The following is a 14396-nucleotide window of genomic DNA, read 5'->3' as shown; positions in this document are numbered from 1 at the left end:
GCAATCTGCAAAATAGTCCGACCTATGGAGAAGTAAGGTTGTCACGTGAGCGAACACAAGATCATCTCTTTCGATAATATCAAGGTTGCTTGCAGGAACTGTAGCCTTACTTCCCTCTGCCTTCCAATGGGGCTCGCACCAGAAGATGTAGACCAGCTGGACGCCATTGTCAGGCGAAATCGTCCTCTACATCGGGGTGATCATCTGTTCCGCCAAGGCGACAAATTCCAGTATATTTATGTGGTTAAAACCGGAACCGTCAAGAGTTTTGATCCCGGTGAGGACGGTAGTGAGCAAGTACTGGGGTTCCACCTCCCAGGAGAGCTGATCGGCCTGGATGCCATTGAATCCGGACATCATCACTGCTCGGCCAAAATCCTGGAAACCACTGCGGTATGTGAGATTCCCTTCGGTAAACTGGAACATCTCAGCAGCATCATTCCCAGCCTACAGCATCAAATGTACCGACTGATGAGTCGGGAAATAGGTCATGATGAGGACATGCTGACGCTATTGGGGAAACGTAATGCTGAAGAGCGCCTTGCGTCATTCCTGCTAAGCCTCTCCAGTCGCTTCCAGAGACGCGGCTTCTCACCCTCAGACTTCTACCTGAGTATGTCACGCCATGAAATCGGTAACTATCTGGGCTTGGCTGTGGAGACTGTCAGCCGTCTGTTTACCCGTTTTCAGGACGAAGGGCTACTCATCGTCGAGCGAAAACATATTCAACTTCTGGATATTGAGCGCCTTAATCAGATACTCCGATCCGACCAGGACGGAATACAAGAGCAGCATGCCACCTGATTATTCAGTTCTATGCTCTGCACCATATTCTAGCTAACCATCCAAACGTCGCCATAAGACGCCATCGTTTGAACCCTTATCGATAACCGCCAATCTTGAATCGTGCGCCGACAACTCATCCTGCGAGGCCTTCACCACCTTCAGGCGCGGGCGATCCTCGGACAGGCGAATAATCGTCTCGCCGCCTGCGCTCCCCTCAACACCACCAACATCCAGTGAAAGGGCGCCCTGCCCCCCTGTCATCATCAGATAGACGTCGGCCAAAATCTCCGCATCCAGCAATGCCCCATGCAACTCACGATGACTATTATTGATGTCGTAGCGCTTACAGAGCGCATCCAGACTATTACGCTGCCCAGGATGCATCTTCTTGGCCATCACCAGGGTGTCCGTCACACCACAGAGAGTCTCAAGCTGCGGATACACCTTGGTCAGCAGCCCCAACTCATGGTTCAGGAAGCCCATGTCAAAAGGGGCATTATGAATAATCAGCTCAGCACCCTGAACATAGGCGATAAAGTCATCAACAAGATCGCCAAATCGTGGTTTATCTGACAAAAACTGATTGGTTATACCGTGGACCTCGATAGCCGCCTGGTCGATCTCCCGATCTGGTTGCAGGTATTGATGAAAATTATTGCCCGTGAGACGACGATCTACCATCTCAACACAGCCAATCTCAATGATGCGGTGTCCCAAGCTAGGCTCCAGGCCTGTCGTTTCCGTATCCAGAACAATCTGCCTTGTACCGGTCATGCGCCAAACTCCTCAACACCTTTGTTAGCCAGGCAATCGGCCAATTCATTTTCAGGGTGGCCACTATGGCCTTTGACCCACGCCCAATGCACATCATGGAGTGCAACCAGTTGATCCAGCCTCTGCCAGAGATCGCTGTTCTTCACCGGTTTCCTGGCGGCGGTTTTCCAGCCGTTGCGCTTCCAGTTTATAATCCAGTCAGTAATGCCATTCTGCACATACCTGGAATCTGTGGTAACACGCACCTTGGCCGGACGCGTTAACACCTCCAGCGCACTTATAACCGCAAGCAACTCCATTCGGTTATTGGTAGTATCAGGCTCACCGCCATATAATTCGCGCTCTTTCCCTTTGTAACGCATCAGAGCCCCCCAACCACCCGGACCTGGATTTCCTTTGCAGGCACCATCAGTAAAAATCTCTATCCGCTCAGTCACTCAATCACCACTACCGTGTTTCATGTTATTTGCCGTGGGTTCCACCACACGCCCTCGAATTGACTTGGGCCGCAATTTCCAAGCAGGTTTAATTGGCGTAAGCCTGGAGACCCGTTTAACCGCCAGTATCACGTAGGCACCCGAGAACAGTGGCCAGAAGCGGCCACCTATCCTCTCCATAAAGTCGAGCCGCTGCATCAATCCGTCATGCTGCAACGGCGGGCGGAACATTAACGCTTGCTCCTCTCTCACATCGAAACCGAGCAAAGAGAGCCAATCATGGACACGCCAGGATGAGATAAAATGCCCACACCAGGGGACACGCTTGCTTCGCCACCTGAAAAACTGCCATAACCCCCATAAGCTGAACGGATTAAATCCGGCAATAATCAAATGGCCTTCAGGAATTAATATACGCTCCACCTCACGCAACAGTTGATGCGGATCCTGAGTAAAGTCCAGGGTATGCATGAGCAACACAGCGTCTACACTATCCGCCGCCAGCGGAATATGCAGCGGATCACCGACAACACAACCACTGGTAGTGCCAATCGAATCACTTTCATGTGACAGCAATACAATCTGGGATTTTATTCGGCTCATGGACAAGGGCTCCATCTGCTGCCCGATGCAACCCACCTGCAGCAAATAGTAACCAAAGCACTCACCCAGCAGGCGCTCCAGAACAATTTGCTCCTGCGCCAGCAGCTCTTTTCCCGGCGTCGAGCTAAACCACCGCCTCAACCGTTCTGGAGAGGGAGGGATGGTGATGCGATTAAGAACTCTTTTCATGAGTCAGTTTGTATGAAATTAAAAAACCACCTTAACTCATTCCGGATCCAGTTTCCCGCTGAATAGCCGAAGCGCACAACCAAATACCGTAGACCCTAGCAAACGCGAAACGTTTATAACCTATATCACCGGATCAGGTCACGCCTCAGTTGTGAACAACATCGTAACCATAACATGACCTGTTTCCTGGCAAAATGCAGGTTAATTACGTATAGTCCCGAATAATTTTTCCCAAAGCACAGACTCAGCCGCGGATTGATCCATGCAGAAAAGAGCATACAACCTGATCCTACTTCTCGCCTTGGCGCTGACGGGTTGCAATACACTTAACAAGCCCACTGAAGCCACATTTGTTAAAGCAAGCCATCAACCCGAGTCTATCCAGGCTTCTGAGTCACCTATAGCAAAACCCACCCAACCTGACACCTTTGAAACTGAAACTTCGTTAGAAACCGAAACGCTTCTTGCACCGGAAACAGAAGGGGTAGAAAGCGAAAGACCCTCCCAAGACCTCATGGAGCGTCTGCGTGCCGGCTATCAACTCACCATTCCCAGCAATGCTAGGATTGACACGCAGATCAAATGGTTTGCAAGCCATCAGGAATACCTCACGAGAGTGCAGGAGCGCGCCACGCCCTATCTTCACTTTATTGTCGAAGAGGCAGAAAAGCGCAACATGCCTACTGAACTGGTTCTTTTACCCATAGTTGAGAGCGGTTTCCAGCCTTTTGCCTACTCTCCTGGCAGGGCAGCAGGGTTGTGGCAATTCATCCCATCCACGGGAAAGCATTTTGGATTAAAACAGAACTGGTGGTACGACGGCCGACGTGATGTCGTCGCTGCCACACAGGCCGCCTTGGATTATCTCAGCAGCCTGGCCCAGCAGTTTGATGGCGATTGGGAACTGGCACTAGCCAGTTACAATGCGGGTGCTGGGACTGTACAGCGTGCCATAAAACGGAATATCAAACAGGGCAAGCCGACAGATTACTGGTCTCTCTCCCTGCCAAAGGAGACTATGAATTATGTCCCTCGACTCCTGGCGGCTGCCAAAGTAGTAGGAAATCCTAACCAGTACGGACTCACACTTAGCGAGATTCCCAACCAGCCGGTCTTTCAGCAAGTTGATATTGAGTCACAACTTGATATAGCTCTGGCAGCCGATATGGCTGATATATCCATTGAAGAGTTGTACAGATTTAATCCCGGCTTTAACCGTTGGGCGACGGCACCCGAAGGGCCTCATCGGCTGATCATCCCAATTGAGAAAACAGACAACTTCACTCAGGCACTTGCTGAACTGGATCCCGAAAAGCGCCTGCGCTGGACCCGCTACAAGATTCGCTCTGGCGACAGTCTGGGCGCCATAGCGAGAAAACATAGAACCACGACAGCACTGCTGCAACAGATCAATAAACTCAAGGGAAATAATATACGTGCAGGAAAACACCTGCTAATCCCTGTATCGACAAAGCAGCTTGATCAATACACTCACACAGCAGATGCACGGCTGGCCAGAAAGCAAAACACCAAGCGCAGTGGAAACCGGATCACCCACCAGGTCCAGTCAGGTGACACACTGTGGGATATTGCAAGACGCTACAATGTGAGTCACCAAGCCCTGGCACGCTGGAATGGCATTTCACCGAGAGATACACTTCGCTTGGGTCAAACTCTGGTGATCTGGCAACCCAAAGGCAAGCCAAGTAATACAATAGCCCAACTAAGCCCCTTCGCAGCTCCGCCCATTAACAGCCGAAGCAGCTTACGCTATCAGGTTCGACGCGGGGATTCACTGGCACTGATCGCGCAACGCTTCAAAGTCTCTGTAGCAGACCTGAGGAAATGGAATACACTGGATGAAGGTTACCTGCAACCAGGTCAGCGATTGCAGCTGTTTGTCGATGTGACAGAACAGACCCTATAAGTGCAATAAATCTAAAGTCCTTTCTCCACCCTGAAACAACTTACATGACGGCCGTCTGACTGCTCAAGCAGCTCCGGGCAGGCTAATCGACACTGATCCATCACGACCGGACAACGCGGGTGAAAGTGGCAACCGGCAGGCGGATTCGCCGGCGATGGCATATCCCCTTCTAACCGGATCACCTTCCGTTTTAAATTTGGATCTGCCACGGGTACCGCCGAGAGCAACGCCTGAGTATACGGATGCCGGGGTGATGCCAGCAGTTGATCCACCGCACCCCGCTCAACAATCCTGCCGAGATACATCACCGCCACTTCATCTGCGAGGTAGGCCACCACAGAGATATTGTGTGTGATGAACAGATAGGCGAGACCTCGACTGCTTTGCAGGCTCTTCAGTAGGTTCAGTATTTGTGCCTGCACCGATACATCCAGCGCACTGGTTGGCTCATCACAGATAATCAGTTTCGGATCGACCGCCAAGGCACGGGCAATACAGATACGCTGACGCTGCCCACCAGAAAACTCATGGGGATAGCGACTGGCCGCGTCAGACGGCAAGCCCACCTGCTCGAGTAACTCCGCTACTCGAGATCTTCTTTGCTCACTGTTGCGAACAATCTTCTGTGCCTTCATACCCTCTTCAATAATATCGCCCACCAGCATACGAGGATTCATCGAGGCCACTGGATCCTGAAAAATGATCTGCAACTCCGAACGCCGATTGCGCAGGGCCGAGCCAGAGAGTTGTGTCAACTCGTCCGAAGCAAAGCTAACCGAACCTGCAGTGGGTTTAATCAGTTGTAGAATGCCCTTTCCAACCGTTGTCTTGCCACAGCCGGATTCGCCAACAAGCGCTAATGTTTTACCCGGTGAAATGGCAAGCGAGACACCATCCACCGCCTTCACATAACCCACCGTGCGCTTAAATACGCCCTTGTGAATGGGGAAGTGAACCTTTAATCCCTTAACCTCCAATAACGAAGCCATGCCCTCTGCCTGCCCTGCCAGATGATCCGGCTCTTCTGCCGGCGCTTCCCTAAGCCACTGATCAGCCCTACCCGCCAAATGGCAGCGCACCCCCTCATCTGATTCAAGCTGTGTCCACTCTGGTGCCTGCTCACAAGCCTCAAAGGCACGATGACACCGATCGATAAATCGACAGGCTGTGAACACCTGATTTAAAGCAGGAACAGTGCCGTTGATTACCGCCAAACGTTGGGCGCGCTTTTTACTGTCCGGTAGTGACTTAAACAACTTCTGACTATAGGGGTGCTGAGGCTTCCGGAAAAAGTGTTCGCAACCTGCCAACTCGATAATCTGGCCTGCATACATGACCGCCACTCTGTCTGCCACTTCCGCCACTACACCCAAGTCATGGGTGATCAACAGAATAGCCATCCCGGTCTGCTTTTGCAGCGCTTTCAGCAGACTGAGTACCTGCGCCTGAATGGTCACATCCAGTGCCGTGGTCGGTTCATCGGCGATCAGTAGCTCGGGTCGGCCAGCAAGTGCCATGGCAATCATCACACGCTGTTTCATACCACCAGACAGTTGATGTGGATACTCGCTCGCCCTGCGCTCTGGATCAGGAATACCGACAGAATCAAGCAACTCGATAATGCGTTGTCTTAGTGAACTTGAATCTGCCTCCTCTCTTATCTTCACGGCCTCACCGATCTGCTGACCGATGGTGAGGACGGGATTGAGTGAGGTCATTGGTTCTTGAAAAATCATAGCCATCCGGCCGCCGCGCTCTTCGCGCATGGCGTACTCAGGAAGATCTAACAAGGAGGTATCACCCAATAAAACCTGCCCGCCTTTGATTCGCCCAGAGGGAGGTAGCAGGCGCATAAGTGACAAGGCCGTTATCGATTTACCGCAGCCGGACTCACCCAGCAGTGCAAACGTCTCACCTTTTCTGATTTTCAGATCAACGCCATCAACAGCTCGCACAGGCCGCTCACCATCGCCTAGCCAGGTCTCCAGTTTTTTAACATTGAGCAGAATGTCACTCATGACAGCAATTATTCCCTGGTGGCGCTGTTAACGCGAACTGCGCAGGCGAGGATCGAAGGCATCACGCACCACATCCGAAAAGAGATTGGCTGATAACACCAGCACAAACATAAAGATCATTGAGGCCAGCAGTGACCACCAGACCACCGGCTCCCGCGCCATCTCCAGACGGGCGCTGTTGATCATATTGCCCCAACTGTTCATAGTAGGGTCAACACCGATATTGACATAAGAGAGCACGGCTTCTGCCAAAACCAGTCCGGAGAAATCGAGGACCACTGTAATCAGCACGATGTGTAACACGTTCGGTAATATATGACGCACGATAATCTGGAAATGCCCCACCCCAAATGCGACGGCAGCCTGGACATAATCCACTTCACGGAGTTTCATCGCTTCACCACGCAGGAGGCGGCAGAGCCCTGTCCAACTGGTGACGCCAAGAATGATACAGAGAAACAGCAACCGCAGATCGGCTCGTTCAACCAAACTATTAAACTCGTCAGCGTGATTACTCATGTAGATCTGTAGCATGAGTATGGCTGCCGCAATCAGCAATACACCAGGAATAGAGTTAAGCGTGGTGTAGACATACTGAATTAGATCATCCACCCAACCCCGATAATAACCCGCCATAATGCCAAGAAGAATAGCCGCCGGAAGCATAACAAGAGTAGTCAGCGTTCCAATTAAAAGACCGGTTCGGATACTCTTGAGTGCCTGATAGAAAACATCTTCCCCCACTTTATCTGTTCCGAGGATGTGGTAATGAGAAGAGAGCTCGATCGACCAAAAAAGTATCAGGATCACAAACATAAGTGTAATCAGTGCCGTTCGCCAGGGAATGACCGTCTTACCCGTTATGAGTAACTTGGCTGCATCACCATATGTGCCATTCCAGCGCGCCGCCAACAGCATAATAAGAATGTTGGTTATAACAATACTTACCAGTAACCCTTTTATAACCCCCATCGCACTCAAGCGCAGGATATCCTCGGACCACTCCACTTCAGGCATGGTCAAGTGCGCACCACCAAATTCAAGCCGAGGATAATCACGTATTACCTCACCGTTTGGCAGTTCAATGTTCTCTTTGGCATAGAGATGGGTTGCCAAAGGCGCGGAATAAGTCTTCTCCTGACGCTCCCTAAGGGGCGTTACCAGATGATCAAACAGGCTGATAACCTCTGCCGATTGTGTCTGCGCGCCACCTTTTTCCACGGAGTTCACAAGCGGGTAAAAATGAACAGAATCCAGCAGCCCAACAATGACATAAAAGCTGAGAATAACGAGTGTACTTACGCCGACACGACTGCGCACCACCAACCGCCAGGGACCACGAAGATGCTCTTTTCGTGCTGCATAGATGCCAAAGGCCGTTGAGAACAGCAGCAACAAAAAAATCAGGGCGTCCGTCCACAAGATGACCCATTCTCCGATCATGACAATCGCACCCTGGGATCGACCAGCGTGTAAGAGATATCGGTCAACAGCAGACCCAGGATATAGAGCACTGAACCCAGAAACACCATAGCCCTAACAATGGCAAAATCCTGCCGGCTGATGGCATCAATGGTGTAACTACCCAGACCAGGAATACCAAAGAAAGATTCTGTTATCAGGCTCCCCATAAAGAGCAGCGGCAATACCACCACCACACCGGTTAGTATAGGTATCATGGCATTCTTCAACACATGCCTGAAGAGCACTACAACCTCTGAAAGTCCCTTTGCCCGCGCCGTTCGTACATAGTCACGGTTAATCTCTTCAAGGAACAGTGTGCGATACCAGCGCGTACCCGCGCCGATACCACCCACTACGCCAATCAGTACGGGAAGTATCAAAAATTTCACTGCACTGAAACCTGTGTCATAGCCAGAGATGGGCACCAGATGTAACAACTTACTGACAAGATATTGTCCGCCGATGATATAAAAAAGCCCCGAGATAGACATCATCACCACACACAGCACCACACTCCAGATATCGATATAAGTGGCCCGAAAAAAGGCGATCAACAAGGCATAGGTAATATTAACCATCAATCCGACAATCAAGACTGGTATCGCAATTGCCAAACTAGGCCACATGCGTTGGGAAATGTCATAGCCGATGTCCCGGTCGCTGTCTGAAGAGCCAAAATCAAACTGAAAAAGCTTAAGGGACTTCTGGAAAAAGATGGTATCAGTAAACTGATCGACGCCTTGACTGGATTCATTAAACAGTAGGGGTTTGTCATAACCGCGCTCCGCTTTCCAGGTTTCAATCGCCTCGGGTGTTACCCGTTTCATGCCGAGATGCATACGCGCCATATCATCCGGCGAATTAACCACAAAAAACAACACGAAGGTGAGGATGTTAACCCCTAGCAGAATAGGTATGGCGTACAAGGCCCTTCGAATAATGTAGGCAATCAACGTGCCGCACTCCTTTCATGCCGTCTATAGACTATTACAGCAGGTACCGCTGTTGCTATCAGCAGCACAAACAACAGCACAAGTGGCCACACAATAGGGGGATTCCATGACTGCTGACGTTGATTTCTCATATCAGGTTCAACGCGCTTATACTTGAGGGTGTTATTGGCCATCAGATTGGGCTTAACATTCTTATACCAATCATGATAAAGCGAGAAGGCCTTGGGATAGAAACCCCAGATCCAGGGTGCATCCTTACGCAGGATATCCACCATTTGATCGATAATCTTTTGCCGCTCCGGACTGTTATCCATATTTTTCATCTGGTCAAACAGGGCATTGAATTCCGGGTTATCGTAATTGACCGCATTCTCGCCAGCATGCTCCACCTTACCGTTAGGGCCATAAAGCAGGAACAGAAAATTTTCAGGGTCCGGGTAATCAGCATTCCAGCCGAACATGAATAACTGTCCGGTACCTTTTCTCAGTTTCTCCTGAAAACGATTGTAGTCGGTCGCTCGAATCACAAGCTGTATGCCTAACTGCTTAAACTGTTTGCGCATCCAGTTGAGCTGAGCCTTACTGTCAGGTCCTGCAGAAGCCGACTCGTAGTTCAGCACCAGCGGTTTACCGGTCTTGGCGCTTGTACCATTGGGATAACCCGCCTTAACCATCAGAGCACGGGCTTTCTCGAGTGATTTACGTTTGGGTTTGCCGTTCTCAATATCAAATACGATGGGATTAATTCCATCCAAACCATCACGGCTACCAAAGATCCCTATAGGTAGTGGTCCTTGTGCAACCACACCTCGGCCATTTCTGAAGATAGAGATGAACTCTTCGAAGTTAACCGCTATTGAAATGGCCTGACGCAAAGAGCGGTTCTCTTCAGATTCACCACCAATCACTGGATCTGCCATGTTGAAACCCAGGTAGAAGATGGACGTTTCAACAGCCGTTGCTAACTTCATATTTCGCTCAAGCATCTCATCAGTCAGATTGGCTTCACCACCAGAACCAAACTTGACCGCTTGATCAAAACTATCTGAACTGACGCCTGAGGTATCATAATATCCCTGCAGGAATTTGTTCCAACGGGGAATCACCTCTTTCTCAAGGCTATAGATCGCTTTATCAATCAGTGGCAACGGCTTGCCCGCATCAACCAACATACCCTTTTCAAGATCACCCGCTTCACCCTCATCGGGATAGGTCTCACCACGAAAATTTGGATTCCGACTCAGCACCATGCGCAAGTTAGGGTTATTCTCAGTCAGCATGAAAGGTCCACTGCCAATGGGATACCAGTTAAGGCTGATATTGCGCTTGTCCAATCCCGGCTGACTATAGAATTGATCAGCTTCCCACGGCATGGGGGCAAAAAAGGTCATCGCCAACCAGTAGACGAATTGTGGATATTTACCACGCAGGCGGATTTTAAAACGATGCCGATCAAGCGGGGTAACACCTTCCATGTGATACTGTCGCAAATCGACAAAGCCGTTCGCCCCAACCTTATCCTGACTTTCGCCTGATGTGGCCGCCGCCAAGGTTTTACTAAATTCAGAAAAACCGACAATGTACTCTGACATAATACTGGCGATGGGAGAATGCAATTTTGGATTCGCTATACGCTTTATCTGATAGATATAGTCATCTGCCGTTACCTCACGGGTACCTGTCTCAGGAAAATCAGCCAGCGTGTTGATCTTCTCAATAAACTCGGTCGGCAATTGATGGTAATAGAAACTGCCATCTGCACGGGTCGCCAGTGCCGGGTGCGGTTGATAGCGACTACCGGTTTTCAAGACAATTTCATATTCACTGAATGCAACCTCATCTGCCGGTGCATCCTCAGGTAATGGATTCCCTGCTTTATCCAGAAACCGGGGTACAGGTACCTGGGTAGCCGCAAGTGGTACCAACTCATAGGGGCGCTTTAAAAAATGGTATTGCAGGGGAGGTTCATAAATCTGCGCGATAAAAGCATACTCATTGGCCGCATAGGATCGCGCCGGATCCAGGTGCTTGGGACGTTCATCAAACGAGCTATAAAGCGTATTAGCCTTCGACTCACTGCTTGGATAGGGCGCATTCCATGCACGCTCCCCACACCCCCCCAGCAACAGTATCAGAGCAAGGCCGAGGACAAGACGCGCTCTACCTGCCCTTTTCCAATCTGTTCGATTAACAGCCTGTTGCCAGAGATTTCTCATTACTTATTATTGATTGTCCGATGAGCCAGTTACGTACCGGATTTTAATCGACGTAGGCTCGACAAGCCCTTCCGGTAACTATTATTCTCAAATCATTGAACCACACAAAGGCAGCATATATTAGAACAGACCAACAAAAAACCGTTGGGTTCTTTTCCATTTGATGGTTTTCCGGTAACTTAGGGCTTGATTCACTGCCATGAAAATGGCCCACCCTTTATTCAATCACTCGAACACTCAAGGATTTTACATGGGTTTTCTACAAGACAAGCGTATTCTAATTGTCGGCGTTGCCAGCAATCGCTCAATCGCCTGGGGTACAGCCCAGGCCATGCACCGCGAAGGGGCGCAACTCGCCTTTACCGCTCAGGGTGACAAACTCCTCGAACGGGTAACGAAAATGGCAGCCGAACTGGATTCTGACATTGTCTTACCACTCGATGTCACTTCAGACCAAGAGATCGAGAGTGTATTTACTGAACTTGCCAAACAGTGGGATGGGCTGGACGCTATCGTACACTCGGTAGGCTTTGCTCCCCGTGATCAGCTAGAAGGAAGCTATGTGGACTCAGTCACTCGGGAAGGATTCAGTATTGCTCACGACATAAGCGCCTACAGCTTCGCCGCGCTGGCAAAGGCAGGACGCTCTATGATGCAGGGGCGGAATGGCGCACTGATCACCATGAGCTACCTTGGCGCCGTGCGCACCATACCGAATTACAACGTAATGGGTGTCGCCAAAGCCAGCCTGGAAGCCAGTGTCCGCTATATGGCCGATTCACTCGGTCCAGAGGGTACTCGCGTCAATGCGATTTCAGCGGGTCCGATCAGGACACTGGCCGCATCCGGTATTAGTGGATTCAAGGGTATGCTGTCTGAAGCAGAGAAGAAAAACCCCTTGCGCCGTAACGTCACCATTGAAGAAGTCGGTAATGCAGCCGCCTTCCTCTGTTCTGATCTGGCTTCGGGCATTACCGGTGACATCCTCTATGTCGACTCCGGCTATCATATCGTTGGTATGGCCTAACCTAGACATGCAATAAAAAAGCCGCTCATCGACACTTTCGATGAGCGGCTTTTTTTGACTGAAAAATAAATTAACGCTCTGTTTGGGCCGTAATATTCACATCGGCTGAAGCGCGAAGATTGCCTTGCATATGCTGGAAGTATGTTTTTCCACGCGATCTCTGCAGGGCCTCGTTGAGTGCAGCATCTCCACCAAGATCATTGGCTTGCTCAAGCTTGCCATCCGTTACGGTATGTAGCGCCAAGAGCGCTAGGTCACCACTGGCGAGAGCCACTTGGTCATAGATCAGTGCATCAGACTCAGGACGAGGCATCACAAACACGTGCTTAACCAATTCAGCAGGGATCGTCTGCTCATCACGATTAATCTGCTTGCGCGGAGCAACCGACACACCTAGTTCGGCGGCTACAGTTTCCAGCGTCTCACCTTGATTGAGTTTGGCTACCCATTCAGCGCCTTGCTTCCTGGCCTGCTCTATTGCCTGTGATATGCGTAGCTGATCCTTAATGGTCGACGAAACCTCTTCGAGCGGTCTGATAGCAGATTCTTCGTGATCAACAACACGCAGCACCATAATGTGTTCTGCATTCAACTCAATCGCTTCACTGTTATTGCCAGAGACCATGACATCTTCACTGAATGCCGCATTGATCACTTTAGGCGCTGCCAGTATGCCTTCACCGCCGTCACGGCTTAGCCAGTCGCTCTCCTTGATCTGGAGGCCCAGTGCATCCGCAGCGGGCTGCAGACTATCAGGCTCCTCATAGGCAATATTGCCCAATCGTTCGGCATACTCATAGAAAAGGCGCTCTGCCTCACTCTTGAGGTACGCCTGCTCTATCTCTTGCCGTACATCCTCAAATGACTTTCCTGTGGACTCACGGATATCAGTCAATTTGATGATATGAAAACCAAAGGGTGTACGAACCAGATTGCTTACTTCACCAACAGCAAGGGAGAATACCGACTCATCAAATGTACTTTCCATGACACCGGCTTCAAAATAGCCCAGATCGCCCCCCTCTTCTGCGGATCCCGGGTCTTTCGACAAAGCCTTGGCCAGGTCTGCAAAATCTTCACCACTCTTGACCCGCAACAACGCAGCATTTGCATCAGCTTCAGCCTTTTGTGCCGTCGCCTCATCTGCACCCTCTTCAAGCGGAATCAGGATATGGCTGGCTCGACGTTCTTCGGCCGTACGGTATTGACTTTGATTCTGGTCATAATAGGCCTGTAAGGCTTCATCGTCAGCTTTGAGGGTCTTGGCAATGCTTGCCACGTCAAGGTCCAGATACTGGATCTTAACCCGCTCAGGAGCCATGTATTCGTTCTGGTGGGCAGCATAGTAGGTTGCTACCGCTTCATCTGAAACCTGGACATTAGCGAGAAACGTTGCAGCGGGGACTGTCAGATACTCAAACTCGCGCTGCTGCAGCCTAAGACTGACCAGACTTTCAAGCTCAGAACGGGTAGTAAATTCAGAATTCACCACCGCCTTAGAGATCTGCTCACTCACCAATCCCTGCCTGACCTCTTCAACAAAACCGGCCGGGGTCAGTCCTTGTAAACGGACACCTCTTTCGAAGGCCTCCTGGTTAAATCGCCCCCCGACCTGAAAACCGGGTAAGGATGCGATAACCTGTTTAACCTGCTCATCACCTACACGAAGGCCTAAGTCTTTGGATTTTTGTACCAGTAATCTATTACGGATCATTATCTGAAGCACTTCCTGCCTCAGTTGCGCCTCATCAATCATCTCTGGACGATAGTTTTCACCCAATCGTTGACGCAGGTTCTGGCGAAAATCCCTATAACCATTTTCAAAATCCCGCTGGGATATTTCGTCACCATTTACAACGGCAGCAACAGATTCTGAACCACCGCCTAGATAGGAGTTAATACCGAAGAGCGCGAATGGCACACTGATGAGTGCGACAATGAACCATGCGACCACTCCCTGGGCGCGTTCCCTAATGGATTGAAGCATGACGTACCTGAAATC

At 50.4% G+C, this 14396-nt stretch carries 11 protein-coding genes; 3 read left to right on the top strand and 8 right to left on the bottom strand.

Annotated features, from left to right (window positions below; translation table 11 throughout):
* Positions 1-45 precede the first annotated feature (45 nt).
* Positions 46-804, top strand: coding sequence for a fumarate/nitrate reduction transcriptional regulator Fnr (gene fnr / locus FHP88_RS06795; RefSeq protein ID WP_144358281.1), 759 nt, complete (start codon positions 46-48; stop codon positions 802-804).
* Positions 805-837: 33 nt separating this feature from the next.
* Here the strand turns inward: fnr and dnaQ are convergent, their stop codons facing one another.
* From dnaQ to FHP88_RS06780, 3 genes are read right to left on the bottom strand one after another with little or no spacing between them, the layout of a single operon-like run.
* Positions 838-1560, bottom strand: coding sequence for a DNA polymerase III subunit epsilon (dnaQ, locus tag FHP88_RS06790; RefSeq protein WP_144358280.1), 723 nt, complete (start codon positions 1558-1560; stop codon positions 838-840).
* Positions 1557-1997 (bottom strand): ribonuclease HI, encoded by a 441-nt coding sequence (gene rnhA, locus FHP88_RS06785; protein ID WP_144358279.1) that lies wholly within the window; start codon positions 1995-1997, stop codon positions 1557-1559. Before rnhA ends, dnaQ begins: the two co-directional genes overlap by 4 nt.
* Positions 1998-2789 (bottom strand): class I SAM-dependent methyltransferase, encoded by a 792-nt coding sequence (locus FHP88_RS06780; RefSeq protein WP_144358278.1) that lies wholly within the window; start codon positions 2787-2789, stop codon positions 1998-2000.
* Positions 2790-3051: 262 nt separating this feature from the next.
* On the opposite strand from FHP88_RS06780, the gene FHP88_RS06775 reads away from it, so the two are divergent.
* Positions 3052-4716, top strand: a complete 1665-nt coding sequence (locus FHP88_RS06775; protein ID WP_144358277.1) for a lytic transglycosylase — start codon at positions 3052-3054, stop codon at positions 4714-4716.
* An 11-nt stretch (positions 4717-4727) separates the two neighbouring features.
* On the opposite strand, the gene FHP88_RS06770 is transcribed toward FHP88_RS06775, so the two are convergent.
* From FHP88_RS06770 to FHP88_RS06755, 4 genes are read right to left on the bottom strand one after another with little or no spacing between them, the layout of a single operon-like run.
* Positions 4728-6734, bottom strand: coding sequence for an ABC transporter ATP-binding protein (locus FHP88_RS06770; RefSeq protein WP_144358276.1), 2007 nt, complete (start codon positions 6732-6734; stop codon positions 4728-4730).
* 27 nt (positions 6735-6761) lie between these two features.
* Positions 6762-8177 (bottom strand): ABC transporter permease, encoded by a 1416-nt coding sequence (locus tag FHP88_RS06765; RefSeq protein ID WP_144358275.1) that lies wholly within the window; start codon positions 8175-8177, stop codon positions 6762-6764.
* Positions 8174-9151, bottom strand: coding sequence for an ABC transporter permease (locus FHP88_RS06760; RefSeq protein ID WP_144358274.1), 978 nt, complete (start codon positions 9149-9151; stop codon positions 8174-8176). The genes FHP88_RS06765 and FHP88_RS06760 overlap by 4 nt, the downstream gene beginning before the upstream one ends.
* Positions 9148-11367, bottom strand: a complete 2220-nt coding sequence (locus tag FHP88_RS06755) for an ABC transporter substrate-binding protein (RefSeq protein ID WP_144358273.1) — start codon at positions 11365-11367, stop codon at positions 9148-9150. The genes FHP88_RS06760 and FHP88_RS06755 overlap by 4 nt, the downstream gene beginning before the upstream one ends.
* 250 nt (positions 11368-11617) lie before the next feature.
* On the opposite strand from FHP88_RS06755, the gene FHP88_RS06750 reads away from it, so the two are divergent.
* On the top strand, positions 11618-12394 hold the full coding sequence (locus tag FHP88_RS06750) for an enoyl-ACP reductase FabI (protein WP_144358272.1): 777 nt from the start codon (positions 11618-11620) through the stop codon (positions 12392-12394).
* A gap of 70 nt (positions 12395-12464) precedes the next feature.
* Here FHP88_RS06750 and FHP88_RS06745 read toward each other — a convergent pair whose 3' ends face one another.
* The gene (locus tag FHP88_RS06745; RefSeq protein ID WP_186297640.1) at positions 12465-14381 is read right to left on the bottom strand and encodes a SurA N-terminal domain-containing protein; all 1917 of its coding nucleotides are present in this window, start codon (positions 14379-14381) and stop codon (positions 12465-12467) included.
* Between the last annotated feature and the right edge of the window lie 15 nt (positions 14382-14396).

The sequence above is a fragment of the Sedimenticola selenatireducens genome, from assembly GCF_007625115.1.
GTDB classification, from domain to species: domain Bacteria; phylum Pseudomonadota; class Gammaproteobacteria; order Chromatiales; family Chromatiaceae; genus Sedimenticola; species Sedimenticola selenatireducens_A.
Note: the sequence above shows the minus strand (reverse complement) of the source record. Positions and strands in the feature narration are given on the sequence as shown.

Excerpts from the sequence above, each read along its gene's own strand:
- FHP88_RS06780 (WP_144358278.1), bottom strand. The coding sequence starts at position 2,789 with ATGAAAAGAGTTCTTAATCGCATCACCATCCCTCCCTCTCCAGAACGG.
- FHP88_RS06745 (WP_186297640.1), bottom strand. The coding sequence starts at position 14,381 with ATGCTTCAATCCATTAGGGAACGCGCCCAGGGAGTGGTCGCATGGTTC.
- FHP88_RS06750 (WP_144358272.1), top strand. The coding sequence starts at position 11,618 with ATGGGTTTTCTACAAGACAAGCGTATTCTAATTGTCGGCGTTGCCAGC.
- FHP88_RS06755 (WP_144358273.1), bottom strand. The coding sequence starts at position 11,367 with ATGAGAAATCTCTGGCAACAGGCTGTTAATCGAACAGATTGGAAAAGG.
- FHP88_RS06770 (WP_144358276.1), bottom strand. The coding sequence starts at position 6,734 with ATGAGTGACATTCTGCTCAATGTTAAAAAACTGGAGACCTGGCTAGGC.
- FHP88_RS06775 (WP_144358277.1), top strand. The coding sequence starts at position 3,052 with ATGCAGAAAAGAGCATACAACCTGATCCTACTTCTCGCCTTGGCGCTG.
- FHP88_RS06765 (WP_144358275.1), bottom strand. The coding sequence starts at position 8,177 with ATGATCGGAGAATGGGTCATCTTGTGGACGGACGCCCTGATTTTTTTG.
- dnaQ (WP_144358280.1), bottom strand. The coding sequence starts at position 1,560 with ATGACCGGTACAAGGCAGATTGTTCTGGATACGGAAACGACAGGCCTG.